Source organism: Nonomuraea sp. NPDC050547 (genome assembly GCF_044457345.1).
GTDB lineage: Bacteria > Actinomycetota > Actinomycetes > Streptosporangiales > Streptosporangiaceae > Nonomuraea.
Genome location: NZ_JBITGW010000027.1, coordinates 49,875 through 76,823, shown reverse-complemented (window position 1 = coordinate 76,823; position 26,949 = coordinate 49,875). Strand labels below are relative to the sequence as shown.

Below are 26,949 nucleotides of genomic sequence, written 5' to 3'. Positions count from 1 at the left end.
CTACGCCGCCCGGAACGCCGGGAGCAACGCCTCCGCCACCGACTCCACCGGCGGCAGCAGGCCGGCGGCCAGATCGCCCAGCAGGTAACGGTGCAACGCCCGCTGATGCCCGGCCCCAATCAGCAGCAGCGCGCCGGCCGCCGGGTCCAGTGACGCCCGCATCCGCCCGGCCCGCTGTTCGGACCGCAGCAGCTCGGCCACCGGTTTCAGCGCCAGATGCGGGCCCACCTCGGCCTCGCGTTCGACCAGCAGCTCGCGGAGCCGGCGGTCGGACTGCAGGGCGCCGAGAATCGGCATGATCCGCAGGTAGAACCGCTCCAGGCCGCCGATGACCGCGGCCAGATCCACCTTCAGGTCGCCGCCGCGGCCGGGGCGGCCGAGCACCACCGTGGCGTCGGCGAAGACCGGCAGGTGCAGGTTGATGACGGCCTGCAGCAGGCCGAGGCGGTTGCCGAAGTGGTAGAAGATGCTCGACTCCACGACACCCGCCCGGCGGGCGATCTCCTTGGTCGACAGCGCCAGGCCCGCCTCGCCGAGGACCTGCTCGGTCGCCTTCAGCACCGCCTCGCGCACGCCGGTGGACGGGCGGCCGCGCCTGGGTTCCGTCATCGCTCCACTCCCGATTTATTGAGTAATCGCTCAGGAAAGAGTAGCTTTATTGAGTAATCACTCAGAAATTCCGACAGGAGACCTCGTGAGCATCGAAGCGCGCAAGGACACCGTCAGGCGTCTCTACAAGGCCCTAGAGCTCGGCGACGTCGACATCGCCGACGAACTGTTCACCTCCGACTTCATCACCACCGAAGGCGAGCACCAGCACATCGTCGGGCCCCAGGGCTTCAAGGAGGCCATCCGCGAGGTGCACGCCACGCACGCCGCGCCCAGGTTCGAGATCCTCGACATCCTCGGCGAGGGCGACCAGGTCGCCGTGCGCTGGCGCATGACCGCGACCCACAGCGGCGAACTGCTCGGCGTCCCCCCGACCGGCCGGGAGGTGTCCATGGAGGCGTTCGCGCTGTTCCGCTTCGCCGGCGAGCGCATCAGCGAACGCCACGCCGTCATCGACCGGCTCGGGCTGCTCAACCAGTTGCGCGCCGCCTGAGACCGAACCTGTCCGGCGGGAGCCGCGTATCCGGTCATGAGTGCTCCTGAAGGGATCGACCATGACAGGCTCCTGCAAAGCGCGAACCGCGATCGTCGCCCTGTGCCTGGCCGTCCTGGCCTGCGGCTGCGGCCGGGCAGCCGGGGCGCCCATCGCCTCCGGCGCCGGATACAACACCGCCGACCTGGCCTTCTCCCAGCAGATGATCCCCCACCACCTGCAGACCATCCAGGTGGCTCAGCTGGCCGAGAAGAAGTCCGGCGACGCCGGCGTCCGGCGCGTCGCGCGTGAGCTGATCAAGAAGGAGCGCGCCGACATCGAGCTCATGTCCTCCTGGCTGCGCTCCTGGGGTACGGCGGTGCCCTCCACCCCGCCGGCCGCCGGTCACGCCATGCCCGGCATGCTCTCCCCCGTCCAGATCACCGAGCTGAAGCGCCGCAGCGGCGCCGAGTTCGACACGTTGTGGGCGTCGTTGCTGGCCACGCACCTGGGCAGCGGGGTGCGGATGGCCGAGACCGTCACCGCGCGGGGCGAGCACGTGCCCACGACCGCGCTGGCCCGCTCCCTGATCCCCGACCAGCGCGCCCTGATCGCCGAACTCGGGGAGCGCGCCGGCAGGGGCTGATCAGCTCCCCGGCGGTGCGCCCGGAGCGGCAGCCGCGCGCCCCGGGGTCATCCCGGTGTGGCAGTGCCCGGGGCGGCCGTCTCTGCCGCCGGGTGTAGCCTCGCGCGCATCGTGCGGCCGATGCGCCGCCTCACGCCGCCGGGGACAGTGGTCGTATGACTCTTGACGTGGCGCTCCTGGGTCCGATGGAGGTACGGCTGGGCCCCGCGCCGATCCGGCTGACCACCGGCCGGCTGCGGACGCTGCTGGCCACGCTGGCGGTGTCGGCCGGTGACACGGTCACCTTCGAACGCCTGGCCCTGGCGTTGTGGGGTGAGGAACTGCCGGCCAACGCGCGGCGCAGCGTGCAGACCTACGTCGCCAGGCTGCGCCGCGTCGTCGGCCGGGCGGCGATCCGCACGATGCCCGACGGCTACCGGCTGGTGGCCGATCCCGAGCGGGTCGACGTGCTGCGCTTTCGCCGGCTGCTGTCCGAGGCGGCACGTGCGCGTGGCACGGCGGCCGAGCCGGCGCTGGTGGAGGAGGCGAACCGGCTGTGGCGGGGCCCGCCGTTCGAGGGCATCGACTCCGACTGGCTGGGCGCGAGCCTGACCCCGTACCTGCAGGAGCTGTATCTGAGCGCGGTGGAGCGGCGGATCGACCTGCGCCTGGCCGGGGGGCGGCACGGCGAGCTGGTCGCGGAGCTGCTCGACCTGGCCTCGCGGCATCCGCTGCGGGAGTCTCTGTGGGAGCGGCTGCTGGTCGTGCTCGACCGGTGCGGACGGCAGGCGGAGGCGCTGGCCCAGTACGAACGGCTGAGGCGGCGGCTGGCCGAGGAACTGGGCACCGATCCGGGCGCCGAGCTGCGCCGCCTCCACGCCCGCCTGCTGCGCGACGATCCGCCGGGGCCCGCGCGCGGACCGCGGGCGCTGGGGGTGTTCGCCGGCCGTACCACGACCCTGGACAGGACCGGCCGGCTGGTGGAGGACGAGGACGGGCAGGTGGCGGGGGTTTTAGTCCTGTCGGGGGCGGACGGCGGGGGCCGGACGTTCCTGGCTCTGGTCTGGTCGCCCGCCTGAGGGCGCGGCCAGCAGGCGCAGCGCCGTCGCGAACAGCTCCGGCGGGCAGTGCCCGGGGGCCAGGAGCGTGAGCAGCCGCATCCCGATGTCGAGAGATTTCAGGACGGCGTCCGCCTGCTCGTACGGCAGGTCGCCCAGCGCGCCGCCCTCGGGCGCCAGCGGATGGCGGCCCTGACCGCCGGGCGGGAACAGCAGGGCGACGAGCTCCTCGCGCACCTCCGGATGACGCGTGGCGTGGATCATGAGCTCGACGGTCACCTGCGCGAACGTGTCCTGCTCGCCCCCGCGCGCCCGCTCGGCCCAGTACCGGCCGTACTCCTCCCCCAGCTCGCCGGCGTCGCGCCCGGAGTGGAGCAGGTGGTCGGCCTGCGCCCGCGCCTCCTGTCCCAGGCGGTGGCGCATGACCGCGAGCAGCAGGTCCTCCTTGCCGTCGAAGTTGGAGTAGACGGCGCCCTTGGTCAGGCCGGCCGCGGCGGCGACCTCGTCGAGGGAACCGCCCTGGATGCCGCGTTCCGCGAACACCTTCTCCGCGGCCTCCAGCAGCCTGAGCCGGTTGCGCTCGCGCTGCTCCTGCCGGGTGAGCCGATCTGCCACCGCACCGATCCCTTCCCCGCTGTTGACATTCTCCAGAGTATACGAATACTGATCGGTATCCAGATACTCGTCGGTATTTGAAGGATCGGTCATGACCACTCGCCGTACCCTCCTGAAGTCCGCCGTCGTCGCCGGCCTGGCGGCGGCCACGTCACCGAAAACCCTCGACAGGGCGGACGAGCTGTTCGCCTCGGGCGAGTTCGCCGCCGCCGGCGCGCTCTACCGCAAGGTCCTCGGCGGCGATCCCGACCACGTGCACGCGCTCGCCCGGCACGCCTACATCACGCTCATGACCGGCCGCCTGCCACTGGCGAAACGCCTGCTCAAGCAGGTGCTGCGCCTCGACCCGGGAAACACGCGCGCGCTGGGCAACCTGGCCGACGCGCTGTGGCGCGCCGACCAGTTCGCGGAGCTGGCCGCGCTGCTGCCCTCGGTGAAGAAGGACGGCCCCACCGCCACGGCGGCGCAGCTGCGGAGCTTCGCCGGGCTGCGGCCGTACACGATCTCCGGTCCCGCGACGGCCAGGGTGCCGTTCGCGGCGGCCGACCCGCTGCCCATGATCGAGGCGTCGCTGAACGGCGCCCCGCCCGAACTGTTCTTCCTCGACACCGGCGCCCTGTTCGCCCTCAACCAGGACTACGCCGACCGGCTCGCCATCCCCACCTACGGCCACACCACCGGCCGGACCATGTACGGCGAGCACCAGGCCCACCAGGGCCGCGTCGACACCCTCGGCCTGCCCGGCGGCCTCACCCTCGGCAACGTCCCCGTGCACACGATCCCCGACGCCATCCGCCTGACCGCGCCCGACGGCCGGATCACCCAGGGCGCGATCGGCACGAGCGTCCTGGCGCGGTTCCTGCCCACCCTCGACTACCCGGGCCGGGCGCTCGTCCTGCGCCGGGACCGCCGCGCGGCCGTGCGCGCCCGGCACAGCGCGCCCCTGTGGTGGGTGGGCGACCACTACCTGCTCTCCCGCGGCACCGTGAACGACCTGGACCCGATGGTGTTCTTCGTCGACACCGGCGGCGGCGACATCGGGTTCACCGCGCCCCCCTCCACCTTCACCGCCGCCGGGATCGAGATCCCTCCCGGCGCGGGATTCCATCCGGTGACCGTGCGCGAGGTGACGCTCGGCTCGGCCGCGGGCCGCGACGTGTCCGGCCTGACCGGCGCGTTCCCCCCGTGGTTCGAGCACGGCTTCGGCTTCCGCATCGGCGGGCTGCCCACGCACCGGTTCTTCAAGCCGTACGCGATCACCTTCGACTTCCCGCGCGGGCGCATTCTCATGGAACCGGCTGTCCCCCCGGCGCCGGGCCGTTCGTCGTCAGAGGTACGGTGAACCGATCTGGAGGTCGCGATGCAATACGCCCTGGTGATCTATGCCGAGCCCGGCCTGGAGGAGACGGTGTCGGAGGCCGAGCGCGAGGCCATGTACGCCGAGTACTTCGCGCTGGGCGATGATCCGCGCTGCGTCGGCGGCGCCCAGCTGCAGCCGGTCGAGACGGCCACGACCGTACGCGTGTCGGAGGGCAGGACCCTGATGACCGACGGCCCGTTCGCCGACACCAAGGAGGTGCTCGGCGGCTTCTGCCTCGTCGAGGCGGCCAACCTGGACGAGGCGGTCGAGATGGCGGCGCGGATTCCGGCCGCCAGGCTCGGCGGTGTGGTCGAGGTCAGGCCGGTGGTGCGGCGCTGACCGCGCTGGAGGACGTCTTCCGTGACGAGTGGGGCCGGGTGCTGGCCTCGCTGGTCGGCTACCTCGGTGACTTCGACCGGGCCGAGGACGCCGCCCAGGAGGCGTTCGCGATCGCCGCGCGGCGCTGGCCCACGTCGGGCGTACCGGCGAATCCGGGTGCGTGGCTGGTGACGACGGCGCGCAACCGGGCGATCGACCGGATCCGCAGGGACCGCACGCTGGCCGGGAAGATCCACATGCTGCCGGTGCCGGAGGTCGTCATCGACGAGCTTGACGAAACGGTGATCAAGGACGAACGCCTGGAGCTGATCTTCACCTGCTGCCACCCGGCGCTGCCGCCGGAAGCTCAGGTGGCGCTCACGCTGCGCACGCTCGGCGGACTGCGGACGGGCGAGATCGCGCGCGCCTTCCTCGTGCCCGAGGAGACCATGAAGCGGCGGCTGTCGCGCGCCAAGGCCAAGATCAAGGCGACCGGCATCCCGTTCGCCGTGCCCGGCGCGGACCTGCTGGGCGAGCGGCTCGGCGCGGTGCTGGCCGTCCTCTACCTGATCTTCAACGAGGGCTACAGCGGCCGCGTCGACCTGGGCGCCGAGGCGATCCGGCTGGGGCGGGTGCTGGCCGTACTCATGCCGGAGGAGCCGGAGGCGCACGGCCTGCTGGCGCTGATGATGATCCACCACGCGCGGCGGCGCGCCCGCTTCTCCGGCGAGGACCTCGTACTGCTCGACGACCAGGACCGCTCGCTGTGGGACACGGGCCAGATCGCGGCCGGGCGCACGGTGCTCGACCGGGCGCTCATGCTGGGCGGGCGCGGACCGTACGTGGTCCAGGCCGTGATCGCCTCGCTGCAGACGCACCGGCGCATCGACTGGGCGCAGGTCGCCGGCCTGTACGGGCGGCTGGCCGAGCTCACCGGCTCGCCGGTCGTCGAGCTCAACCGCGCCGTGGCGCTCGCCCAGGCCGGCGACCCCGCCGAGGCGCTGCACGCCGTCGAGCGCCTGAACCTGGACGACTACCTCTACTTCCACTCCACCCGCGGCGAGCTGCTGCGGCGTCTCGGCCGCGCCGCCGAGGCCAGGCAGGCGTACGGCCGCGCCCTCGGCCTGGCCACCTCGACCGCCGAGCGGCGCTTCCTGACGGGGCGGCTCGAACAGCTCTGAGCCGGTGCGTCCCCCCGGCACCGGCCCGTTCGTCGCCCGGGTGTGAACGACCACAACCCGAGGAGAAACCACATGGCCGACACCGCCATCTTCGAGCGCATGTACGACGCCGTCCACAGCCGCGACGTGGAGGTCATCGCCAGGACCGCCGGCGAGGTCGTCCATCCGCAGGCGCGCTTCCACACGCCCGTCCCGACCGACGCGAACGCGGTCCAGGTGATCACGAACGCGTGGACGATGCTGCTGCGCGCGTTCCCCGACATCCGGGTCACCGTCGAGGACGTGGTCGCCGACGGCGACAAGGTCGTCTACCGGAACACGGTCACCGGGACCCACCTGGGCGAGTACCGGGGCATCGCGCCCACCGGCAACGCGATCACCTACGAGGAGATCTTCATCATCCGCTTCGCCGACGGCCTGATCGCCGAGATCTGGGGGGTCGCCGACGTCCACGCGCAGTTGCGGCAGCTCGGCGCCATCCCCGCCATCCCCGGCTGAGCCGCGACACCCGCCGCCGCGGGCCGGCCCGGCCGCCTGGGCAGGAGCCCGGTCGGCGCAGTGCGGAGGGCGGCCCTGCTCACTCCCTGTGCGCGGGCTCCTGGGTGGCCGGTCCGGCGGCCTTCGCGACGACGGCGAGGGTGATCGCGCCGAAGGCGATGAACATGATCGACATCACCTGGCTCCTGGCGTCGAACAGCAGCTCGAAGTCGGACCGCAGGCCGAGGCCAGGCCTCGCGGCGCGCATCGCCCGGCGCGCGGCGGCCTCGCCGTCGAAGGGGATCGGCAGGAAGGATCCCAGCAGGTGCACGGCCCCGGTGGTGATCGCGGACCATGCCCCCACGGCTGTGGCGCGGGACGGGACGCGGCCGGGCGCGGTGTTCATCCGGTGCTCCCGGAGAGATCGGCGCTCCTCGCCGGGCGCCATCCGCGCGCGATGGAGCGGATCATCAGCGGGTAGACCACCTGGTGGCGGATCGGGGCGATGCCCGCCATGTACGCCCGTCCGAGCAGGCCGTGGGGTTTGACCAGGGTGGCCCACCGGCCCCGGTAGACGCCGGAGCCGTCGGCAACCCAGCCCAGGTGGGCGATCGCGTCCACGCCGCTGGTGGTGGCGTGGGCGGCCCATTCGGTGTCGGTGCGGTACAGGCAGGCGAACGGGCCGAAGTCCGGCCCCGGCCGGCCGCGCAGGTCGCCGGGGATCGGCTCGCCGCGCCAGGGCGCCCGGGCGCCGGCGGCGGGCGGGTTGAGGCCGAGCGGCGCGCCGAGGCGCAGGCGGATCGCCAGCAGGGCGCGCACGATCGGGTTGCCGGGGCCGGCGGTGAACTGTTCCACCAGCCGGGGGAAGTCGTCCGCGCCGCCGGGGGTCGGCAGCGACCACACGTCCTCCACCCGGTAGTCCGGCGCGATCGTGTGGATGCGCCACGGGCGCGAGGTGTGCTCGATGACGGGGAGCCTGCTGGACATAGCCCTGTCTCCTCCGAGTCAGTTATACAGTTGTGTATAAGTCGAAGCTAGACCGGTTATACAGTCCTGCACAACCGATGCGGGCGGTGAGGTGGGCCACATGATGGGCACGTTGCGCACGCCCCGGGAGAAATGGGTCGAGCAGGGCCTGCGGGCGCTGGCCTCAGGCGGCGTGGACGCCGTGCGGGTGGACGTCCTGGCCAAAGAGCTGGGAGTGACCAGAGGCGGGTTCTACGGGTACTTCGCCGGCCGCGGCGCCCTGCTGACGGAGATGCTGGACGCCTGGGAGCGGGAGGCCACCGACGACGTCCTCGACCGGATCGAACAGGAGGGCGGCGACGTCGCGGACAAGGCCCGGCTGGCCGGGCGGCTCACCTTCTCCGACCGCCTGCTCCCCATCGACCTGGCCGTGCGCGACTGGGCCCGCCGCGACGACGATGTCGCCCAGCGCCTGCGCCGCGTGGACAACAAACGCATGCAACTCCTGCGCGAGGCCATCGGCACCGTCTGCGCCGACCCCCACGAAGTCGAGGCTCGCGCCCTGCTGGCCTTCTGCGGAGCCATCGGCAGCCACTTCCTGGCCGCCGACCATCCCGGCCAGACACGCGCCGAGGTCATCGCCCGCGCCGGCGACATCATCCTCAACCGCCCACCGGCCTGAAACCGCTCCAGGAGCTCACCCCGTGATCACGGACGGCGCATCGCGGGCCCCTACGACTTCACGCTGCCGGCGACCGCCGCCACGATCGCCGTCAGGGCGCAGAACATGGTCGCCAGCCCTGCGGCGATGCCGTTGACCTTGTCGAAACCGAACAGGAACGCGAACTGAGCACCGAACGGCGTGCCATGCAGAAGCGGCGCCAGCACGAGGTTCGCCACGACGTAAAGCCCGCACAGCCCGCACAGCGTCCACACGCCGGGAATCCTGCGGGCGAACGTGAACGCCGCCGCGACCACCAGCGCCCCGGCGCCGATGACGCCGGCGATCACGTTCTGCAACACCAGGCTGGACCAGTCATCATGCCTGATGGCGTAGAGGGCGTCGTTGAGCGCGAACCAGACGAGCATCGCGGTGGCGACCAGCGCCAGGATGCCGGCGATCACCGCCGCCGCGGCATTCGCCCTCGGCCTGGGCGGCGCCGCCCACGGGCTCGGCCCGCCACCCCACGGCGCGGGCCCGCCCTGACCATACTGAGAAAACCCTGGCTGCGATGGATCCGGCTGCATCCGCACTCCTCGCGCGTTCCGGCGACACGAACCTGCCGCCCATCATGGTCCGCGATCATCGTAGCGAAGGGCGGGCCGCACCCCGGCGGCCCACAAGTCAGATCCAGCCCGCCCCGCGCAGGACGTCCTCGGCGATGTCGGCCACGGAGCGGTCGTCAGTCGCGACCACGAAGTCGGCGGCGTCGCTCCTGGCCAGGGTCTCGGCGAGTTCGACCGCCCGGCGCGACAACGCCTCCCGCGCGGCCCCGGCCTCCCGCCGCGCCACCCTGCCGCGCAACGTCGGCGCGCCGGCCGCCAGCCGGCACACCACGATCTCGGCATCCGGTACGGCGGCGCGGTAGCCCTCCAGTTCGGCGCGCGACTCCACCACCCGGGCCACGACCAGTCGCTCGACCCCGGCCGCCGCGTAGTTCCGCCAGACAGAGGCCAGGTTGCGCAGGGCCATCCGGTCGTTGAACGGGTCGCCATCGCCGAACGGCCAGCACAAACCGAGGTTGTCCAGGTCGACGACCGCGTGCGAGACGTCCCGGGCGAGCAGCTGATCGAAGATCTCCCCCGCCACCGACGTCTTGCCCACACCCACCGGGCCACTGATGATCAACATGGGAACGGTCATCCAACGATCATGCCGCGCGAAGCCGCGTCCCGGCGACCAGGCGGACAGCGCCGCCTCACGCCAGCAGGTCACGACGGGCGAACCCGGCCCCGCCCGCGACCACGAGCACCACCGCGGCCAGGGCGAACGCGGCCGGCGCCACGAATCCGGACGAGAGGGACGGGTGGACGTAGCCGAACGGGGTGAGCAGGAACGCCGTGTCCCCGATCGTCCCCGCCTCCCACAACGCCACACCACCACCCGACACCACCACCGCCGCCCAGCCGACGGGGACGGCGGCGCGCGGGCGCAACCCGTAGGCGGCGATCGTGACACCCGCGATCGCCCAGGCGGCGGGCACGAAGAGCAGGGCGGCGCCCACCTGGGCCAGGATCGGCGCGAAGCCGCCCGTGCCCAGCGCGTTGCCGGCGCCCGTGCCGAGGCCCACGGCCAGCAGCATGGCGACCGGCGCGGCCAGGGACAGCGCCGTGTGCCCGCCCAGCCAGCGCGTCCGGGTGGTCGGCGTGGCCAGCAGCGGCGCGGCACGGCCCCGGCTCTCCTCCGTGTACGGCCGAAGCGTCCCGGCCACCGTCAGGCACGCCACCACCATGCAGAAGACATACGTGAAGATCGCCAGCAGGGTGTGCCCGGTCAACGTGGCCAGCTCGAACGAGGCCGACACCCAGCCCACGCCGGCGCCGGCCGTACCCAGAGCGAACGTCCAGCCGGCCACCTGCCCGCCACGCAGCCGCCACACCAGCGCGAGCGGGCTGCCCAGCCGCCCCCGCGCGGGACCGTCGCCGCCCGCGCGATCGGGAAGCACCCCGGCGCCCAGATCCCGGCGGGCCGACAGCCCGTAGGCGGCCAGAGTGAACACGGCCGCGAACGCCAGCGGCACCAGCGGCACCCACCACCGCTCCGCGCCGTACGCGCGGGCCAGGCGCGGCCACCCCGCCGGGAAGATCCCGATCCAGCTCTCCGGCACCACCACACCCGGCACGAGCCCCGCCACCAGCGCACCCACGGCAGCGCCGCGCGCGGCCGGCGCGCTGCGGCAGACCTGCGCCGCGAGCAGCCCGCAGGCGGCGAACGCCATGCCGCCCGCCCCCACCGTCAGCGCGAACAGCAGCGTGCCACCGGGCGGATAGCCGAACCCGAGCATCAGCGCGACGGCCGGCAGCGCCGCGACGACGAGGTTGACGACGGCGACCAGGACCGTGACGGCGGTGACGACGGCGTGCCTGCCCACCGGACGGGCGGCCACCAGCTCCCCGCGACCCGAATCCTCCTCGGCCCGCGTGTGCCGGACCGCGAACAGCAGCCCGCCCAGCCCGGTGATGAGCAGGCTCTGCACACCCGACCGCCAGGCGACCAGAGACTCGATGGAGGTGCCGTGAACGGGCCCCAGCAAAGCCCTGGTGATCGGATTACCGGCGCTCATCCCGGCGAAGGCCACCCTGGTCTCCTCGGTGGGCAGCAGCGCAGCCAGCGAGTAGGCGTTGAACAGCGGCAGCGCGACGGCCACCCCGATCCACAACGCGATCAGGCCACGGTCGCGCCGGGCGGCGAACCGCACCAGAACCCAGGCCCCGGCCCTCACCGCGCCGCCGCCTCGGGCAGTTGCCGGTAGTGCCGCAGGAACAGCTCCTCCAGCGTCGCGGGCCGCGCCGTCACGTCCACCAGCCCGAACGCGGCCAGGCGCACCAGCACCTCGCCCGCCTGCCCGCCGTCCACGCGGAAGCGCACCAGCGTGCCCCCGTCGATCTCCAGGTCGTGGACACCCTCCAGCCGCTCCAGGGGCCGCTCCAGCCGGGCGGTGACCGACGTCCACGTGAAGTGGCGCAACTCGGCCAGGGTGCCCGACTCGACCAGGCGTCCCCGCCTGACGATGCTCACCCGGTCGCACAGCGCCTCGACCTCGGCCAGGACGTGGCTGGACAGCAAGATCGTGGTGCCCTCCTCGCGCCGCCGCTCCAGGCACCGGCGGAACTCGGCCTCCATCAGCGGGTCGAGCCCTGAGGTGGGCTCATCCAGCACGAGCAGCTCGACGCGCGCCGCCAGCGCGGCGATCAGCGCGACCTTCTGCCGGTTGCCCTTGGAGTAGCCGCGGACCTTCTTGCCCGGATCCAGCGCGAACCGCTCGACCAGCTCGGCTCGGCGGCCCTCGTCGAGGCGGCCGTGCAGCCGTCCCAGCAGGTCGATCGTCTCGCCGCCGGTCAGCTCCTCCCACAGGACGACGTCGCCGGGCACGTACGCCAGGCGCCGGTGCAGGCGTACGGCGTCGCGCCACGGATGCCCGTCCAGCAGCCTGACCTGTCCGGCGTCGGCCCGCAGCATGCCCAGAAGCACCCGCAGCGTGGTCGTCTTCCCCGCCCCGTTGGGACCGAGGAAGCCGTGGATCTCCCCCGCCTCCACCCGCAGGTCGAGCCCGTCCAGCGCCCTGACCCGCCCGTACGACTTGACGAGCCCCGAGACCGAGATCGCAGCGTCCATGCCCGGCACGCTACGGCAAAACTTGCAGACCTGTAAATATGCAGTCGATGTAATATTCTGTCGCCATGGCCTCCTTGCGCGAACGAAAGAAGCTGCAGACCCGGCAGGCCCTCATGGACGCCGCCGCCCGGTTGTTCGACGAGCGCGGATACGAGGCCACGACCGTCGACCAGATCGCCGCGGCCGCCGGGGTCTCCACCCGCACGTTCTTCTCCTACTTCCGGCACAAGGCCGACGTCCTGTACGCCAACAGCGCCGACTGCCTGGAGGCCGGCGTGATCGCGCTCGGCACCCGGCGGCCCGGCGAGCCGCCGGCCGACCTGCTCGCCCGAGCCTTCGACGCGATGCTCGCCGAGAGCTGGGAGATGGGCCTGGTCGCCGGGCTCGTCGGCGAGGCGGTCAAACTGCCCGTCTTCTCCCCGCAGGCCGCCATCGACCGCTCGAACAACCGCGTGGAACGCCTGGCCACCGCACTCGCCGCCGCCTGCGGGCTCGACCGCGTGACCGCGTACGCGATGGTGGGCGCCGCACTCGGCGCCGTCAGCACGACGGCCGCGGCCGCCATGTCCGAAGGCAGAACCGACGACGAAACCATGATCGAGACGGCCCGCGCCTGTCGCCGGGCGCTTGTCGGCTTCGTCCGGGAGTAGTGAAGCCCACCCAGCGCCTTTACAAAGTAGATTTCTAGGTTTTCGACAAATGTCGTATCGCGGGCGTCCGCCGCCATAGGTTCGTCAGTGGATCCAGCCGGGTCCTGCGGGCAGGCTGACGGCATGAACGCGGACGTGGTGGTCATCGGCGCCGGTGTGATCGGGGCGTCGATCGCGCACGAGCTGGCGGGCTCCGGCCTGAACGTGCTGGTCATCGACAAGGGCGGCGGCGCGGGCCAGGGCTCGACCGGGGCCTCCAGCGCGGTGGTCAGATTCACCTTCTTCACCTGGGAAGGCGTCGCGCTGGCCTGGGAGGCCAAGCACTGCTGGGAGTCCTGGCGCGACCACCTCGGCGCGCCGCCGGACGAGCCCCTCTCCCGCTACCACCGCACGGGCCTGGTCATGCTGGACGTGCGGGCCGCTCCCCGCGCGCGGATCCTGCCGTTGTTCGACCGGGCCGGCGTGCCGTACGAGGAGTGGGATCCCGACACGCTCGCCGCCCGCGTCCCCGGCATCGACACCGGCCGGCACTGGCCGCCCGCGCGGCTCGACGACGAGCGCTTCTGGAGCGAGCCCGACGGCCGGCTCGGCGCGGTGTTCACCCCGGACGCGGGCTACGTCGACGACCCGCAGCTCGCCGCCGCCGGCCTGGCCGCCGCCGCGAGCCGCCGCGGCGCCTCCTTCCGCTACCGGCAGCAGGTGGTGGAGGTCACCCGCTCACGCGGGCGGGTCTCCGGTGTACGGCTGGCCGACGGAACCCTGCTCGCCGCCCCGATCGTGGTCAACGCGGCCGGTCCCTGGTCGGCGGCGCTCAACCGGCTGGCCGGTGTGACATCCGTGCGGACGCGTCCCCTGCGCCAGGAGGTCCACCACGTGGCCGCCGCTCCACCGGGCTTCGGGCCCATCGTCGCCGACCTGGACCTCGGCGTCTACCTGCGCGGCGAGCCGGGCGGCGGACTGCTCGTCGGCGGCACCGAACCGGCCTGCGACCCGCTCGACTGGCTGGACGACCCGGATCAGGCGGCCATGGCGCCGACGGCGTCGTCGTTCGAGACGCAGGTCACCAGGGCCGCGCGCCGCTTTCCCGCACTCACCGTGCCCGCCCGGGCCAAGGGAGTGGTCGGCGTCTACGACGTGACCGACGACTGGACGCCCGTCTACGACAGGACCGAGCTGCCCGGGTTCTACGTGGCGATGGGCACCAGCGGCAACCAGTTCAAGAACGCCCCGGTCGTCGGCCGGATCATGACCGCCCTGATCGAGGCGGTCGAAGGCGGCAGGGACCACGACCGCGAGCCCCTGGACTATCTCGCCCCGCACACCGGGCACCGCATCGCCCTGGCGGCCTTCTCCAGGAAACGGCCCGTCAACACCGTCGGCACCGGCACCGTCATGGGCTAGCCCGGTTCACGCACCACCGACAGACAGGAGTTCTTCGTGACACCCATCGACGTGCGCGGCAGCGCCACCTGGAACCTGGTCGAGGAGCACTTCCGCAGGCTGAACGACCCGGTGCTGGGACGGCCGCACCAGGTGCTGGAGCCGTCCTGCTCCGCCGACGGGTCGCGGATCGCCGTGACCGGCCTGGTGTACGACGAGCTGGCGGGCCTCCCCCGGCAGGCCTGCTACCTGGTCGACGGTACGGAACTGCGGCCGCTGACCGGTTCGTCCGGCTCCTCCAGGCAGCCGTGCTTCTCCCCCGGCGGCGCGACGGTGGCGTTCCTGTCGGATCGCGCGGAGGCGGGCAGGTTCCAGCTGTACCTGTTGCGCGAGGGCCACCTGGGTGAGGCGGAGGCGACCCCGGCCGTGCCCGGGACGGTCGAGTACTGCTCCTGGTCGCCCGACGGCACCCGGGTGCTGCTCGGGGTGGCCGGGCTCGGCGCCGATCTGGCCGGCGGCCAGGGGAGCGGCACGACGTACAAGCCGAAGGAGGAGCTGCCGGACTGGCACCCGCACGTCGAGGTCGGCGCGACGGAGGAGGCGTGGCGCTCGCTGTGGGTCCACGACCTCGCGGCGGGCACGACCACCCGGCTGTCGCCGGACGGCGTCAACGTCTGGGAGGCGGCCTGGTCAGGACCGGACGCCGTCCTCGCGGTCACCAGCGCCGCTCCGGACGAGAGCGCCTGGTACACGGCCGTGCTCTCCCGCCTGGGCCTGGACGGGACGGTCACCGAACGTGCCCGCTCCGGCGTGCAGTTCGGCTGGCCCGCCGCCTCGCCCTCCGGGGAACGGCTGGCGGTGGTCGAGGCGGTGTGCAGCGACCGCTGGGTCGTCGCGGGCGACCTGCTGGTGGGCTCAGGTGACGCGGCCCTGGAGCGGGTCGACGCCGGCGGGGTGGACGTCACCGCGACCCAGTGGTTCGACGCCGATCGTCTGGGATTCGTGGGGGTACGCGGCCTGGAGACCGTGGCCGCCGTGTACGACGCGGTGGCCGGGAAGACGACCGAGCTGTGGTCGAGCACGGACACCAGCTGCGGCACGCGCTACCCGGAGGCGGCCTGGACCGCCGACGGCCGCGCGGTGATCGTCGAGGAGGGCTACGCGCTTCCGCAACGCGTCGTGGTGCTGGGCGAGGACCGGGCCGAGCCGGCCGCGATCTCGCACTCCGGCACCGACCACCAGCTGTCGATCGCGGGCAGGGCCGAGACGGTCACCTGGTCGGCGCCGGACGGTCTCACGCTGGAGGGGATCCTGTGCGTCCCCGGCGGCGAGGGGCCCTTCCCGCTGGTGGTGAACATCCACGGCGGCCCGGTGTGGGGCTTCCGCAACCTGTGGTCGATGCTCTACCCCTGGACTCCGCTGCTGGTATCCCAGGGGTACGCCGTCCTCAATCCCAACCCGCGGGGCAGCTCGGGCCGTGGCCAGGACTTCGCCCGGCTGGTGTTCGGGGAGATGGGCGGCGACGACACGGCGGACTTCACCTCGGCGGTCGACGCGCTGGTCGAGCGCGGGATCGCCGACCCGGCCAGAGTCGGCGTCATCGGCGGCTCGTACGGCGGCTACATGTCCTCCTGGCTGGTCACCCAGGACCGGCGCTGGGCCGCCGCCGTGCCGTTCGCACCCGTGACGAACTGGTACAGCCAGCACTTCACCAGCAACATCCCCTTCTTCGACGCGCTGTTCCTCGACGGGAATCCGGAGGTGCCCGGGGACAAGTTCCACACCAGGAGCCCGGTCGCGCATGCCAGCAAGGTGCGCACCCCCTGCCTGAACGTGGCCGGCGCCCTGGACCGGTGCACTCCCCCGACGCAGGCCAGGGAGTTCCACCAGGCGTTGCTGGAGCACGGGGTCGAGTCGCAGCTCGCGATCTACCCGGGCGAGGGGCACGGTGTCCGCGCCTTCCCCGCGGTGATCGACTTCTGCACCCGGGTCGTGGACTGGTTCCAGAGGCACATGCCGGCCACCCGCGGCTGATCAGGGCGCGGCGTGCGGGTTCGGGCTGACCAGCGCGTCCGGCACCCGCTCGCGGGCCACGGCGGCGTGCACCCGGCAGGCCGGCTCGGACCCTCCCATGCCGGGCAGCTCGACCAGCATCTGGTGCAGGCCGCCGGGGTCGCAGGGCCGGCCGGCGTCGAGCTCGTCGGCCCATTTCTCGGTGGCGCCGCCCCGCAGCAGCTCGCACACCGTGCTGAAGCGGGTGGCGTGGTCGGCGGAGGACCGGGCGTCGCGCAGCGCGTCGCCCAGGCTGTCCAGGTGCCGGCGGGCGGCCGGGTGGAGCAGGCGGTCCTTGTCGGCCGCCAGGTCGGCGACCTCGCGCCGCAGCTCCGCCACCGCCTCCAGCAGCTCCATCAGGTACAGGCCCGCCTCGCCCTCACGCTCGATGAGCTCGTAGGCGTCCGCGCGGCGCTGGCACGGATCGGCCGCGCGGGCGACGGGCCCGATCTCGCCTGGGGTGGCGAGCTTGCGCGACTGCAGCATCAGCACCGGCGTGAACAGCAGCGGCTCCTGCCCCTCGGCGTCCGGTTCGCCGGTGGCGATGCGGTCGCCGGGGCCCGCGAGCTCGCCCGCCTCGTTGAGCGGCAGGTGGTCGATCCTGGCCACCACGGCCCAGTCGCGGGGTTCGCGCGGGTCGTGACCGGGCTCGATCTCGTCCACGTCGAGCATGACCGGCGTGCCGTCCGAGCAGCCGTCGGCGATGGCGGCCAGTTCGCCGGTGGTGGCGATGATGCGGCGCCGGCCGTACTCCATGCGGACTCTCCTCTTTCCCGGCGAGGCGGGCTGGTCGGACGACGGCCAGCGTAGCGTGGGAAGGCCCCTCACCAGGTGTCTGTCACGCTCAACGGCGCAGGTGCCGGAACGCGGCCCTGAGTTCGGAGACCAGGAGGCCGGGCTGTTCCAGGCCGGGGAAGTGGCCGCCGCGGTCCAGTTCGTTCCAGGACCGCAGGTCGTGGTAGCGGCGCTCGGCCCAGCGGCGGGCGGTCGGCCACGGCTCGGCCGGGAACAGTGAGCAGGCGGTGGGCACCGTCACCGGCTGGGCGTTCTCCGCCTCGGCGCTGCGGGGCACCCATCGCATCGTCTCCCAGTACCAGCGGGAGCTGGAGGCGCCGGTCCCGGTCAGCCAGTACAGGGCGATGGTGTCCGCCTGCTGCGACAGGCTGACGCCGCCGCCGTGCTCCGGGCGGGGGTCGGAGTAGGCGGCGAACTTCTCGCCGAGCCACGCGGCCAGGCCGGCGGGCGAGTCCAGCAGGGAGTAGCCGAGGGTCTGGGGGCGGCTGGCCATGATCATCGCGAAGCCGTAGCCGTCGGCCAGATGCGTGTCGCGGCGTTCCAGCATGCGCCGCTCTGCCGGGTCCGGGGCGATCCGGTCCTCCGGCAGGGGCGAGGCGAGGGGCATGGTCAGGTGCAGGCCGGTGACGCGTTCGGGGGCCAGGCGCGCGAGTTCGGTGCTGACGAACGCGCCCCAGTCTCCGCCGTGCGCGCCGAACCGCTCGTAGCCGAGCGCGCTCATCAGGTCGGCCCACGCCCGCGCGGTACGCCCGGGGTGCCAGCCGGGTTCGCGAGGACGGTCGCTGAACCCGAACCCCGGCAGCGCCGGGACGACCACGTGGAAGGCGTCGCTCGCCGAGCCGCCGTGGGCGACGGGGTCGCTGAGCGGACCCAGGACGTTCTCGAACTCCAGGACCGAGCCCGGCCAGCCGTGGGTCAGCAGCAGGGGGACCGCGCCGGGCTCGGGTGAACGCACGTGCCAGAACGCGATGCGCAGGCCGTCGAGGCGTACGCGGTAGTGCGGGATCGCGTTCCACCGGTCCTCCACCGCCCGCCAGTCGTGCCGGCGCCAGGTGCCGAGCAGCGTTCTCAGCCGGTCGAGCTCAAGGCCCTGCGTGGCGTCCGGCACGGTTTCCGGCTCGGGCAGCCGTACCTCGTCGAGGCGGGTGCGCAGGCTCGCCAGGTCGCGGTCGGGGACGCGGATGGGGTAGGGCTCGATGTCAGGCATGAACGAAACCCTAGGAACGGCCCACCCCGGGTGACCATGCCGGAGATTGCCGGAAAAACCATCAGGAATTGCGATACGCGGACGGCCGCGTGCCCGTATGCCGCAGGAAGGCCGCCGACAGGGCGCCGGGGCCGGAGAAACCGCACAACGGCGCGATCTCGGCGACCGTGAGACCGCTCTCCCGCAGCAGGTGCCGCGCCTTCTCGATCCGCAGGCGGGCCAGGTAGCGGTGCGGCGTCTCCCCCGTCGCCGCGCGGAACACGCGGACCAGGTGGAAGACGCTGAGGTACACCTCGTCCGCGATGTCGGCCAGCGTGAGGGGCTCGGCGAGCCGGTCGCGCATGAGGGCGATCGCCGCGCGGACGCGGGTGTCCTCCCGGGCCGGGGGCCTCTCGGGCGCCCGGGAGTGGCGGGTGAGCAGGTGGACGGTGAGGAAGGCGGCCGCGGACTCGGCGTACAGGTCGCCGATCTCGCCGGCGGCGCCGACGGCGCGTACGGCCTCCTCGATCAGCGGATCCCCCGCGGCCACGGAGGCCGCCATGCTCGGGTAGTCCGGCGGGCGGCCGCCCAGCTGCTCGGCGGTGCGTTCGACGGTGCCGCGCGGGATGTGGACCTGCACGCTGCGCAGCGGCCCGTCCCCTCGGTAGCGGCGGCGGAGGGGCTGGTCCGGTACGCCCAGCTCGAGCCGCCCAGGCGTCCAGGTGCGGCGGCTCCAGCGCCCGCCGGTCCGCGTCTCCATGGCGGCCCGGCCGCCCACGGGCAGGATCAGGTGCAGGTCGGCGGCGGCCGGCAACTCCATGTCCTCGACCACGGGGACGTGCTCGAACCTCTGCACGAGCAGCGAGCGCCAGCCGGCGTTCTCCCAGCTGCAATGGGTCCGCCGGACATAGTGATCCATCTCGAATCCGGCATAGGGCTGGAGGTCGAAGTGATCGGAGTTGAACACCATACGGCCGAGGCTAGCCGGGCTTGCGCATCCATCGCCCGCATGCGTACAGTGTTCGCATCAAGGAACGCGGTACGCACCTGCGGAGGATGAACCATGGATCTCGCACATTGGCAGACCCGGCTCGACGAGCTGCGCGCCCGCCACCACGTGCCGGGCGCGAGCCTGGCCGTGGTGACCGGCGGGGAGGTTCACGAGCTGGCCTCGGGGGTGCTGCACCGGGGCACCGGGGTCGAGGTCACGACCGGCTCGGTGTTCCAGCTGGGATCGGTCGCCAAGATCTACACGGCCACGCTGGTGATGCACCTGGTCGACTCCGGCGAGCTCGGCCTCGACGCCCGGGTCGCCGACGTGCTGCCCGGATTCGCCGTCGCCGACGCGGAGGCCACCAAGACGATCACCGTCAGGCAGCTGCTCACCCACACCAGCGGGCTCAGTGGCGACTTCCACCTCGACACCGGCCGCGGCGACGACTGCGTCGCCCGCTACGTCGAGGCCTGCAAGGACCTGAGCCTGGACTGCCCCACCGGCACCGCGCTGTCCTACAGCGGCAGCGGCTACATCATCCTGGGCCGCATCGTCGAGGTGATCACCGGCCAGACCTGGGACCAGGCGCTGAAGGACCGCGTCCTGACCCCGCTCGGCCTCGATCAGACGATGACGCTGCCCGAGGAGGCGCTGCGCTTCCGCGTGGCCATGAGCCACCTCGGCGGCGCCGGCGCCTACCCCGAGCCCGCCCCTGTGTGGGACTTCCAGTCCCGCGCCGCCGCCCCGGCCGCCCGCGTTCTGGCCACCGCGGGCGATCTCGCCCGGTTCGCCCAGGCGCACCTGAACGGCGGCGCCGGCGTCATCTCCCCCGAGACGGCGGCGGCGATGCGGCGCCGCGAGGCCGGCAGCCCGGACAAGTGGACGCTCAGCGCCGACGCCTGGGGCCTCGGCTGGACGCTGTACGACTGGAACGGCGTCCCCGGCTACGGCCACGACGGCTCGGCCGTGGGCCAGTTCGCCTACCTGCGCATTGTGCCGGGAGCGGGCGTGGCGATCGCGCTGCTGACCAACGGCGGCGCCACCCGCCAGTTGTACGCCGACCTGTTCGGCGAACTGCTGTCCGAGCTGGCCGGTGTGCGCATGCCCGAGCCGTTCGGCCCGGCCGCCGAGCCGCCCGCGGTCGACTGGGCCTCGCTGACCGGCACCTACCGCCGCGAGGGCGCGGCCCTGACCGTGACCGAGGGACGGCTGCTGTATGAGTTCGTCGACGGCATGGAGGGCATCTCCCCGCCCCTGGACGTCGAGCTCGCACCCGTCACCCCGACCGTGTTCGCGGGCGCCGGCGCCGGCCCCTCGTTCAACGACGCCTACATGCCCGTCGTGTTCTCCACGCTGACCGACGGCACCCCCTGCGTGTTCGTCGGGATGCGCGCCACCCCCAAGATCGCCTGATCAGGGCCGCTCGTAGACGACGCGTCCCCCGGTCATGGTCAGCGCGACCGGGGACTCGGCCAGTTCGTCCGCGGGCGCGGTGACCGGGTCGAGCGCGAGCGCGGTGAGGTCGGCCAGGAACCCGGGGGCGATCCGGCCGGAGACCGACTCGGTCGAGGAGGCCAGCGCCGCGTGCGAGGTGCAGCCCTCCAGCGCCATCAGGCCGCTCAGCCCATGGCCGGTGGCCGCGCCGCGCGGCTCCAGCGCGGCGGCCAGGATCTGGCGGGCGTCGTAGGGGGCGATCGGCCAGTCGGAGCCCAGCGCGAGGGTGGCGCCGGCCTCGCGCAGGTCGCGGCAGCGCCAGGCGCGCGCGGCCCGCTCGTCACCCAGGCGCTTGGACCACTCGTCGGTGTGGTCGGCGCGCGTGTAGGCGGTGTGCGGGGGCTGCATCGAGGCCGCCACGCCCAGCCTGGCGAACCGGCCGACCTGGTCGTCGGCCAGCGTCTCGATGTGCTCGACGCGGTGGCGCGGGCCGCCCGCCCCCAGCCCTTCGATCGTGTCGAGGACATGGCGCACGGCCGCGTCGCCGATCGCGTGCGTCGCGGTGGGCACACCCACCTGATGCAGCGTCCGTACGGCATGCCGGTAGTCGGCCGGATGGAGCCAGAACGCCTCGGTGCCCTCACCGTGGCAGTCGGCGTGTTCGAGCCAGGCGGTGCCACCCTCGACGGTGCCGTCCATGAACAGCTTCACCCCGCCGACCCGCCAGGTGCGGCCGTGCTTCTGCTGCACGCCGATCAGGCCGGCGAACTCGTCGGGGCCGTCGCCGGGCATGCACCACGGGGCCAGGCGGAGCCGTACCGGGAGGTCGTGTCTGTCCTCGACGGCGGCGAGCAGGTCGAGGTCGTCGGCGCCCACGTCCATGACGTGGGCGCCGGTCAGGCCGGTCGCGGCCATGCCGGACAGGAGTTCGAGCAGGCGTTCCGCCCGTACGGCCGGCGGTGTGGCGGGCAGCAGCGGCTTCATCAGATCCATCGCGGCGTGTTCCACGAGGTGGCCGGTCGGGCGGCCGCCGGAGTCGCAGACGACGGCGGCGCGCTGGGCGAACGCGCGCGGCCCTTCGATGCCCGCCAGCTCCAGCGCGGCCCTGCTGACCAGGACGGAGTGCGCGTCGTAGAGCCGCAGGTGCGCGGGCGCGCCGGACACCGCCTCCTCGATCAGGTCGTGGTGGAGCGCCCGGCCGCCGAACACGTTGTGGTCGAGCCCGTAGGCGAGCACCCACCCGTCCACCCGCGGCGCGGCGCGGAGGACGGCGCGCAGGCCGCCGAGGTCGGTGACCGCGGACAGGTCGGTGCCGGTGGCCAGGTCCAGGCCCCACAGCGGGTGGGCGTGCGCGTCGGTCAGGCCGGGCACGAGGGTCGCTCCCGCCAGGTCCACGACGCGGGTGCCGTTCCCCTGCCAATCACGCGCGTCGGTGTCGTCGCCGACGGCGGCGATCAGGCCGCCCTTGACGGCGAGCGCGGTGGCGCGCGGCCGAGCCGGGTCGAGGGTACGGACGCGGGCGCCGATCAGGACGAGGTCGGCTGTGGGCACGGTTCACTCCCGAAGTTCTGGTAGACCTCCGCGCGGTGCCTTCTGAGCCAGAGCGCCAGCCCTGTTCCGATGGCGAAGACCGCGGGGATGAGGGTGAGGATGACCGTGTTCACCGCGACGGCGCCGCCGGTGAACAGGGAGATCTTGGTGACGATCAGGCCGAGCGCCCCTGCGAGCAGCACCGCGGCGGCGACGGGCGCGACGAGCGTGCGCACGACACCCTCCCCCCGCCGGTCCCTGCCGAAGTAGAACGGCACGGCGATGGCCGCCAGCAGCATCAACGCCACCAGGCTCATCATGCCGAGCGTGTTCACCCAGAGCAGCAGATGCGTGTACGGGTCGGCGCCGGCCAGCCAGAAGGCGAGCACGACGACCAGGCCGAGCGCGGTCTGCGCGATGCCCGCGACGTACGGGGACTGGTGGCGGGGGTGGATCCGGCCGAGCGAGGACGGGAGCACCCGCTCCTCGGCCAGCGACAGCGTGTAGCGGTTGATCGCGTTGTGGAAGGCCAGCAGCGAGGCGAAGATGCTGGTCACGATCAGGATGTGCATGAGGTCGGCGGCCCAGCCGCCCACGTACGCGGTGATCGCGCCGAAGAAGAGCCCGGCGGGGTCGTCCGCGGCGGCCTTCACGATGGCGGCGCCGCCGAAGGCCTGGATCACGATCCAGACGATGAACGCGTAGAAGACGCCGAGGAAGGCCAGCGCGACATAGGTGGCGCGCGGGATGGTGTGGCCGGGGTCGCGGGCCTCGCGCCGGTAGATCACGGTCGACTCGAACCCGGTGAACGCGCCGAACGCGAACGCCAGGACGGCGATCATGCCCGGCGCCGTCACGTTGACCGGGGCGAAGGAGTCCAGGCTCAGCGTGCCCTTCAGCAGCACCCCGCCGGCCAGGAGCAGCAGGATCGCGGTCTCGGCGACGAGCAGGACGCCCAGGACCTTGGCGCCGAAGGTGATCGAGCGGTAGCCGCCGTAGTAGGTGATCAGCAGCCCGGCCACGGCGATGACGACCCAGGGCACGTCGATGCCCAGCAGGCTCTTCAGCGTGCCGGCGGTGGCACTGCCGAGCAGGCCGTACACGCCGATCTCCATGGCGTTGTAGCCGACCATGGCCACCAGCGCGCCGCCGGCTCCGGCCGGGCGGCCCAGGCCGCGGGTGATGAACGCGTAGAAGGCGCCGCCGCCGCGTACGTGCCTGCTCATCGTGGTGAAGCCGATCGCGAAGATCGCCAGGACGAGACCCGCGACCAGGTAGCCGGCGGGGGCCCCGACGCCGCCGAGCATGATCGCGATGGGCGAGACGCCCGCCATCACGGTGAGCGGCGCGGCGGCGGAGATGACGAAGAAGGAGATGTCGACGCTGCCGAGCGAGTCGGATCTGAGAGGCATGGCGGTTACGCCCTTCCAGGCACCAGAAACCTAAAGCCTTTTGATTTTGGCAATGTAGCCTCTGAGGGCACGCTTGAGAAGACGTCACCGGGAGAACGACACATGGGCCGGCCTCGGACGCCACTCCTTGACCGCGAACGCATCACCACCGCCGCGCTGTCCCTGGTCGACGAGCAGGGCGAGGTCAGCCTGCCGCAGATCGCCCGGCGGCTCGGCGTGCAGACCGGCTCGCTCTACCACCACGTCGACGGGCGCGAGGGCGTCATCGAGCTGATCCGCGAGCACGTCTCCTACCGGATCGACTCCTCCATGCTCGACGTCCCGCCCTGGGACGAGGCGCTGGCCGGCTGGGCCCGCTCCTACCGCGCCGCCTTCGCCGCGCACCCGCGCGCCATCCCGCTGCTGCTGGCGACGCCGGTGCGCACGCCCCGGGTGCTGGGGCAGTACGAGCAGGCCGTACGGATGCTGAACGAGGCCGGGTTCGCCCTCCGGGACGTGCTGACCATGATCACCGCAGTGGAGAACCTGATCTTCGGCTCGGCCCTCGACCTGGCCGCGCCGGACCCGATCTGGGACCTGTCCGACCAGAGCGGCACCCCGGCCCTGTCCCAGGCGATGGCCGCCGCCCCGCCGTCGCGCGCCGACGACGCCTTCGAACTGGCCCTGGCCGCCTGCCTGACCCACTTCAGGACCCTGGTGATCCGCTGACATCTCCTTCGACCGACCCCACGCCCTCCGGCCCGCCCTCACGCCCTTCGGCCCGCCCTCACGCCCTTCGGCCCGCCCCCACGCCGAGGAGGTCCTCGATCCCATGGACGCCGAGACCGCTCAGTACGGTCCCGCCGCCCCACACGGCCCTGCCACTCCGCGCGGTCCCGCCGGGGCGGCCGCGGAGTGCGTGGGGCCGGAAGCCGGGGTCATGCCCTCACGGGTGCGGCAGGAAGTCCCGGTGGGGCGTTCCGGGTGCGAGTGAGCGTGCCGCCAGCCAGGCCGCGGCGTCCTCGCCCCGCCCGGCGACCACCGGCGCGCAGTCCGGCAGCAGGTCTCGTACGGCCCGCCGTACCGGGCCCTCGCTGGTCAGCACGCTGCCGGCCAGCACCGCGGGCGTGCCGGGCGCGTGCACCTCCCGAAAGGTCCGCGCCAGCAACCCGGCCGCACGCTCGACGATCTGCACCGCCGCCGGATCGCCCTCGCCGGCCGCCCGGCTGACCAGGGGCGCCAGCTCGGCCAGCGCCAGCGGCGCGGCCGCCTGTACGGCCACCGCCACCCTCTCCGGCTCGCGGACGCCCAGTCGCTTGAGCACATACGCGGTGAGCGTGCCGGGTGTCCCGCGCACGGCCGAACGGGCCGCCTGCCGCCCGATCCAGAACCCGGAGCCCTCGTCCCCGAGCTGCCAGCCGTGCCCGTCGGCCGCCACCGCGATCTCGTGGTCAATAATTTTCGCCGCGATCGCTCCCGTTCCGGAGATCAGCACGGTTCCGGAGGCCGCCGGGGTGCCCGCGGCGAAGGCCACGACCACGTCCCCGACCACCCGGGGCGGTACCGGGAAGTGCGCGGTGAGCCCCTCGGGCAGTCCCTCGACGCCCGCGAGCCCGATCACCGCCGCCCTGACATCGCCTGGCCCGGACGCCGTCAACGCCTCTGCAATGGCCTTGCCCACCTGGTGAAAGGCCTCTCTTGGCGGGCAGGCGGCCGGGTTGCCGCACCCGGCCCGCCCTCGCCCCAGCACCTGTCCGCCGAGGGTGGCGACGACCGCGCGCGACGACGTCCCTCCGGCGTCCACGCCGAGAACTAGCATCATGTCAGGAATTATCGGCTCAAACCCTTGACGACGCCAGATGGTGAGCATAATTTTCACCATTAAGAAGGAGGACGACGTGGAACTACTGCCCCGGATCCGGGCCGAGCAGGGCGAGATGCCCGAAGCGCTGCGCAAGGTCGCGGAGGTGATCCTGGACGACCCGGCGGAGACGGCCAGGATGACCATCGTCGACCTGGCCGAGCGCAGCGGCACGTCCACGGCCACGATCACCCGGTTCTGCCGGGCGCTGGGCTTCAGCGGCTACGCCGAACTCCGGGTCACGATCGCCAGCCAGGCCGGCCGGGCCGCCCAGCAGCACTGGGACACCGACATAGGGCAGGAGATCCTGCCCGCCGACGGCCTGGACAAGGTGCTGGGCGTGGTCTCCAACAGCGACATCCGGCTGATCCAGGAGACCGCCGCCCAGCTCGACCTGGCCACGGTGGAGAAGGTGGCGAACGTCATCAAGAACGCCGGCCGGGTGCTGCTGTTCGGCGTGGCCAGCAGCGCGGCGGTCGCCGGTGAGATGGAGTACCGCCTCCAGCGCATCCGCGTCCCCACCTGGAGCAGGTCGGACGCGCACAGCGCGCTGACCGACGCCGCGCTGCTGACCGGCGGCGACGTGGCGATCGGCATCTCGCACAGCGGCAGGACCAGGGAGGTCATCGAGGTGCTCGCCGAGGCGGCGAGCCACGGCGCGATCACCGTGGCGGTGACCTCGCATCCGAGCTCGCCGCTGGCCGAGGTGGCCGAACTGGTCCTGACGACCGCGGCGCGGGAGACGACCTTCCGCGCCGACGGATTCGCCGCGATCCACTCCCAGCTGCTCGTCCTCGACGTGGTCTACGTCGCGGTCGCGCAGCGCACCTACGAACGCACCAAGGAGGCGTTCGACCTGACGGTACGCGCCGTCACCGGACACCGCCTGGACGGAGGGCGATGAATCCCGACACCTACGCGACACACGTGGCCGATCTGGTCAGGACCATTCCACGGACCCACGCCGGCGAGATCGGGCAGGCCGCCCGGCTCATCGGCACATGTCTCGACAACGGGGGCGTGATCCAGGCCTTCGGCTCCGGCCACTCAGAAGCGGTCGCCATGGAGATCGCCGGCCGCGCCGGCGGCCTCGTGCCCACCAACCGGCTCGCCCTGCGCGACATCGTCCTGTACGGCGGAGCCGACCGGGCCGAACTCACCCGCTACGACCTCGAACGCGACCCCACGGTCGCCCACCGCATCTTGGCCGCCGCCCCGATCGGCGAGCCGGACCTGTTCGTGATCATCTCCAACTCCGGCGTCAACGGTGTCGTGGTGGAGCTGGCCCAGGCGGTCAAGGAACGCGGTCACGACCTGATCGCCATCACCTCCCTGGCCCACAGCACCGCCGTCGCCTCCCGCCACCCCTCGGGCGCCAGGTTGTGCGACCTGGCCGACGTGGTGCTCGACAACATGGCGCCGTACGGCGACGCCGTACTCCCCCTTCCGGACGGCGGCGCGGTCGGCGCGGTCTCCACGATCACCTCGGCCCTGCTCGCCCAGCTCGTCGTCACGCGGGTCGTCCGTGACCAGGTGGCGGCGGGCAAGGTCCCGCCGATCTACCTGTCGGCCAACGTGCCGGAGGGCGACGAGCACAACCTGCGCCTCGAAGCGCTCTACGCGGGCCGGATCCGCCGCGGCTCCTGAACTCCCTCGTAG

General features: G+C 72.8%; 29 protein-coding genes. 15 read left to right on the top strand and 14 right to left on the bottom strand.

What is annotated here, in order from left to right; translation table 11 throughout:
* Nucleotides 1-609 carry a TetR/AcrR family transcriptional regulator gene (locus ACIBHY_RS48640; protein WP_397250606.1) on the bottom strand — a complete coding sequence of 203 codons (609 nt, stop codon included), beginning with the start codon at nucleotides 607-609 and terminating at the stop codon, nucleotides 1-3.
* An 85-nt stretch (nucleotides 610-694) separates the two neighbouring features.
* Between ACIBHY_RS48640 and ACIBHY_RS48635 the strand changes: the two genes are divergently transcribed.
* The 3 genes from ACIBHY_RS48635 (at nucleotide 695) to ACIBHY_RS48625 (ending at nucleotide 2,785) form a co-directional block, all read left to right on the top strand.
* A complete protein-coding gene (locus tag ACIBHY_RS48635) occupies nucleotides 695-1,102 on the top strand; it encodes an ester cyclase (RefSeq protein WP_397250608.1) in 408 nt (135 codons plus the stop codon).
* A gap of 61 nt (nucleotides 1,103-1,163) precedes the next feature.
* Nucleotides 1,164-1,727 carry a DUF305 domain-containing protein gene (locus tag ACIBHY_RS48630; protein WP_397250610.1) on the top strand — a complete coding sequence of 188 codons (564 nt, stop codon included), beginning with the start codon at nucleotides 1,164-1,166 and terminating at the stop codon, nucleotides 1,725-1,727.
* A 155-nt stretch (nucleotides 1,728-1,882) separates the two neighbouring features.
* Nucleotides 1,883-2,785: a BTAD domain-containing putative transcriptional regulator gene (locus tag ACIBHY_RS48625; protein ID WP_397250612.1), complete on the top strand. Its 903-nt coding sequence runs from the start codon at nucleotides 1,883-1,885 to the stop codon at nucleotides 2,783-2,785.
* Here the strand turns inward: ACIBHY_RS48625 and ACIBHY_RS48620 are convergent.
* The gene (locus ACIBHY_RS48620; RefSeq protein WP_397250614.1) at nucleotides 2,720-3,379 is read right to left on the bottom strand and encodes a TetR/AcrR family transcriptional regulator; all 660 of its coding nucleotides are present in this window, start codon (nucleotides 3,377-3,379) and stop codon (nucleotides 2,720-2,722) included. The genes ACIBHY_RS48625 and ACIBHY_RS48620 overlap by 66 nt on opposite strands.
* A 91-nt stretch (nucleotides 3,380-3,470) precedes the next feature.
* Here ACIBHY_RS48620 and ACIBHY_RS48615 point away from each other — a divergent pair, with 91 nt between their 5' ends.
* The 4 genes from ACIBHY_RS48615 (at nucleotide 3,471) to ACIBHY_RS48600 (ending at nucleotide 6,736) form a co-directional block, all read left to right on the top strand.
* Nucleotides 3,471-4,721, top strand: a complete 1,251-nt coding sequence (locus ACIBHY_RS48615) for a tetratricopeptide repeat protein (RefSeq protein ID WP_397310349.1) — start codon at nucleotides 3,471-3,473, stop codon at nucleotides 4,719-4,721.
* 18 nt (nucleotides 4,722-4,739) lie between these two features.
* Nucleotides 4,740-5,078, top strand: a complete 339-nt coding sequence (locus tag ACIBHY_RS48610; RefSeq protein ID WP_397250618.1) for a YciI family protein — start codon at nucleotides 4,740-4,742, stop codon at nucleotides 5,076-5,078.
* 38 nt (nucleotides 5,079-5,116) lie between these two features.
* The gene (locus ACIBHY_RS48605; RefSeq protein ID WP_397310348.1) at nucleotides 5,117-6,238 is read left to right on the top strand and encodes an RNA polymerase sigma factor; all 1,122 of its coding nucleotides are present in this window, start codon (nucleotides 5,117-5,119) and stop codon (nucleotides 6,236-6,238) included.
* 72 nt (nucleotides 6,239-6,310) lie between these two features.
* The gene (locus ACIBHY_RS48600; RefSeq protein WP_397250622.1) at nucleotides 6,311-6,736 is read left to right on the top strand and encodes an ester cyclase; all 426 of its coding nucleotides are present in this window, start codon (nucleotides 6,311-6,313) and stop codon (nucleotides 6,734-6,736) included.
* A 79-nt stretch (nucleotides 6,737-6,815) separates the two neighbouring features.
* On the opposite strand, the gene ACIBHY_RS48595 is transcribed toward ACIBHY_RS48600, so the two are convergent.
* Together ACIBHY_RS48595 and ACIBHY_RS48590 are read right to left on the bottom strand one after the other, a co-directional pair.
* Nucleotides 6,816-7,121, bottom strand: coding sequence for a hypothetical protein (locus ACIBHY_RS48595; protein ID WP_397310347.1), 306 nt, complete (start codon nucleotides 7,119-7,121; stop codon nucleotides 6,816-6,818).
* Nucleotides 7,118-7,702 (bottom strand): DUF2867 domain-containing protein, encoded by a 585-nt coding sequence (locus tag ACIBHY_RS48590; RefSeq protein ID WP_397310346.1) that lies wholly within the window; start codon nucleotides 7,700-7,702, stop codon nucleotides 7,118-7,120. Before ACIBHY_RS48590 ends, ACIBHY_RS48595 begins: the two co-directional genes overlap by 4 nt.
* Nucleotides 7,703-7,802: 100 nt before the next feature.
* Between ACIBHY_RS48590 and ACIBHY_RS48585 the strand changes: the two genes are divergently transcribed.
* The gene (locus tag ACIBHY_RS48585; protein WP_397250628.1) at nucleotides 7,803-8,363 is read left to right on the top strand and encodes a TetR/AcrR family transcriptional regulator; all 561 of its coding nucleotides are present in this window, start codon (nucleotides 7,803-7,805) and stop codon (nucleotides 8,361-8,363) included.
* Between the two features lie 50 nt (nucleotides 8,364-8,413).
* Here the strand turns inward: ACIBHY_RS48585 and ACIBHY_RS48580 are convergent, their stop codons facing one another.
* From ACIBHY_RS48580 to ACIBHY_RS48565, 4 genes are all read right to left on the bottom strand, one after another.
* Nucleotides 8,414-8,806, bottom strand: coding sequence for a hypothetical protein (locus ACIBHY_RS48580; RefSeq protein ID WP_397310345.1), 393 nt, complete (start codon nucleotides 8,804-8,806; stop codon nucleotides 8,414-8,416).
* 220 nt (nucleotides 8,807-9,026) lie between these two features.
* Complete coding sequence (locus tag ACIBHY_RS48575; RefSeq protein WP_397250632.1) at nucleotides 9,027-9,545, bottom strand: hypothetical protein; 519 nt, start codon at nucleotides 9,543-9,545, stop codon at nucleotides 9,027-9,029.
* 55 nt (nucleotides 9,546-9,600) lie between these two features.
* Nucleotides 9,601-11,124, bottom strand: a complete 1,524-nt coding sequence (locus ACIBHY_RS48570; protein WP_397310344.1) for a hypothetical protein — start codon at nucleotides 11,122-11,124, stop codon at nucleotides 9,601-9,603.
* Nucleotides 11,121-12,017 carry an ABC transporter ATP-binding protein gene (locus ACIBHY_RS48565; RefSeq protein ID WP_397250636.1) on the bottom strand — a complete coding sequence of 299 codons (897 nt, stop codon included), beginning with the start codon at nucleotides 12,015-12,017 and terminating at the stop codon, nucleotides 11,121-11,123. The genes ACIBHY_RS48570 and ACIBHY_RS48565 overlap by 4 nt, the downstream gene beginning before the upstream one ends.
* Nucleotides 12,018-12,082: 65 nt before the next feature.
* On the opposite strand from ACIBHY_RS48565, the gene ACIBHY_RS48560 reads away from it, so the two are divergent.
* From ACIBHY_RS48560 to ACIBHY_RS48550, 3 genes are all read left to right on the top strand, one after another.
* Complete coding sequence (locus tag ACIBHY_RS48560; protein WP_397250638.1) at nucleotides 12,083-12,667, top strand: TetR/AcrR family transcriptional regulator; 585 nt, start codon at nucleotides 12,083-12,085, stop codon at nucleotides 12,665-12,667.
* Between the two features lie 123 nt (nucleotides 12,668-12,790).
* The gene (locus ACIBHY_RS48555; RefSeq protein WP_397310343.1) at nucleotides 12,791-14,068 is read left to right on the top strand and encodes an NAD(P)/FAD-dependent oxidoreductase; all 1,278 of its coding nucleotides are present in this window, start codon (nucleotides 12,791-12,793) and stop codon (nucleotides 14,066-14,068) included.
* A gap of 36 nt (nucleotides 14,069-14,104) precedes the next feature.
* On the top strand, nucleotides 14,105-16,081 hold the full coding sequence (locus ACIBHY_RS48550) for a prolyl oligopeptidase family serine peptidase (protein ID WP_397310342.1): 1,977 nt from the start codon (nucleotides 14,105-14,107) through the stop codon (nucleotides 16,079-16,081).
* Here ACIBHY_RS48550 and ACIBHY_RS48545 read toward each other — a convergent pair whose 3' ends face one another.
* The 3 genes from ACIBHY_RS48545 to ACIBHY_RS48535 all read right to left on the bottom strand — a co-directional run bounded on the left by ACIBHY_RS48545 (nucleotide 16,082) and on the right by ACIBHY_RS48535 (nucleotide 19,050).
* Nucleotides 16,082-16,855, bottom strand: coding sequence for a hypothetical protein (locus ACIBHY_RS48545; protein WP_397310341.1), 774 nt, complete (start codon nucleotides 16,853-16,855; stop codon nucleotides 16,082-16,084).
* A gap of 88 nt (nucleotides 16,856-16,943) precedes the next feature.
* Nucleotides 16,944-18,101 (bottom strand): epoxide hydrolase family protein, encoded by a 1,158-nt coding sequence (locus ACIBHY_RS48540; RefSeq protein WP_397310340.1) that lies wholly within the window; start codon nucleotides 18,099-18,101, stop codon nucleotides 16,944-16,946.
* A 61-nt stretch (nucleotides 18,102-18,162) separates the two neighbouring features.
* Nucleotides 18,163-19,050, bottom strand: coding sequence for a helix-turn-helix domain-containing protein (locus tag ACIBHY_RS48535; RefSeq protein WP_397310339.1), 888 nt, complete (start codon nucleotides 19,048-19,050; stop codon nucleotides 18,163-18,165).
* A gap of 93 nt (nucleotides 19,051-19,143) precedes the next feature.
* On the opposite strand from ACIBHY_RS48535, the gene ACIBHY_RS48530 reads away from it, so the two are divergent.
* On the top strand, nucleotides 19,144-20,487 hold the full coding sequence (locus tag ACIBHY_RS48530) for a serine hydrolase domain-containing protein (RefSeq protein ID WP_397310338.1): 1,344 nt from the start codon (nucleotides 19,144-19,146) through the stop codon (nucleotides 20,485-20,487).
* On the opposite strand, the gene ACIBHY_RS48525 is transcribed toward ACIBHY_RS48530, so the two are convergent.
* Together ACIBHY_RS48525 and ACIBHY_RS48520 are read right to left on the bottom strand one after the other, a co-directional pair.
* The gene (locus ACIBHY_RS48525) at nucleotides 20,488-22,059 is read right to left on the bottom strand and encodes an amidohydrolase (RefSeq protein WP_397310337.1); all 1,572 of its coding nucleotides are present in this window, start codon (nucleotides 22,057-22,059) and stop codon (nucleotides 20,488-20,490) included.
* Nucleotides 22,035-23,450: an APC family permease gene (locus ACIBHY_RS48520; RefSeq protein WP_397310336.1), complete on the bottom strand. Its 1,416-nt coding sequence runs from the start codon at nucleotides 23,448-23,450 to the stop codon at nucleotides 22,035-22,037. Before ACIBHY_RS48520 ends, ACIBHY_RS48525 begins: the two co-directional genes overlap by 25 nt.
* A gap of 102 nt (nucleotides 23,451-23,552) precedes the next feature.
* On the opposite strand from ACIBHY_RS48520, the gene ACIBHY_RS48515 reads away from it, so the two are divergent.
* A complete protein-coding gene (locus tag ACIBHY_RS48515) occupies nucleotides 23,553-24,158 on the top strand; it encodes a TetR/AcrR family transcriptional regulator (RefSeq protein ID WP_397250657.1) in 606 nt (201 codons plus the stop codon).
* A 217-nt stretch (nucleotides 24,159-24,375) separates the two neighbouring features.
* On the opposite strand, the gene ACIBHY_RS48510 is transcribed toward ACIBHY_RS48515, so the two are convergent.
* Entirely contained in the window at nucleotides 24,376-25,251 is an 876-nt protein-coding gene (locus ACIBHY_RS48510) for an N-acetylglucosamine kinase (protein ID WP_397310335.1), read from the bottom strand.
* Between the two features lie 76 nt (nucleotides 25,252-25,327).
* Here ACIBHY_RS48510 and ACIBHY_RS48505 point away from each other — a divergent pair, with 76 nt between their 5' ends.
* Both ACIBHY_RS48505 and ACIBHY_RS48500 read left to right on the top strand, forming a co-directional pair.
* The gene (locus ACIBHY_RS48505) at nucleotides 25,328-26,194 is read left to right on the top strand and encodes a MurR/RpiR family transcriptional regulator (RefSeq protein ID WP_397310334.1); all 867 of its coding nucleotides are present in this window, start codon (nucleotides 25,328-25,330) and stop codon (nucleotides 26,192-26,194) included.
* Entirely contained in the window at nucleotides 26,191-26,937 is a 747-nt protein-coding gene (locus tag ACIBHY_RS48500; RefSeq protein ID WP_397250662.1) for a sugar isomerase domain-containing protein, read from the top strand. Before ACIBHY_RS48505 ends, ACIBHY_RS48500 begins: the two co-directional genes overlap by 4 nt.
* The last annotated feature ends 12 nt before the right edge of the window (nucleotides 26,938-26,949 follow it).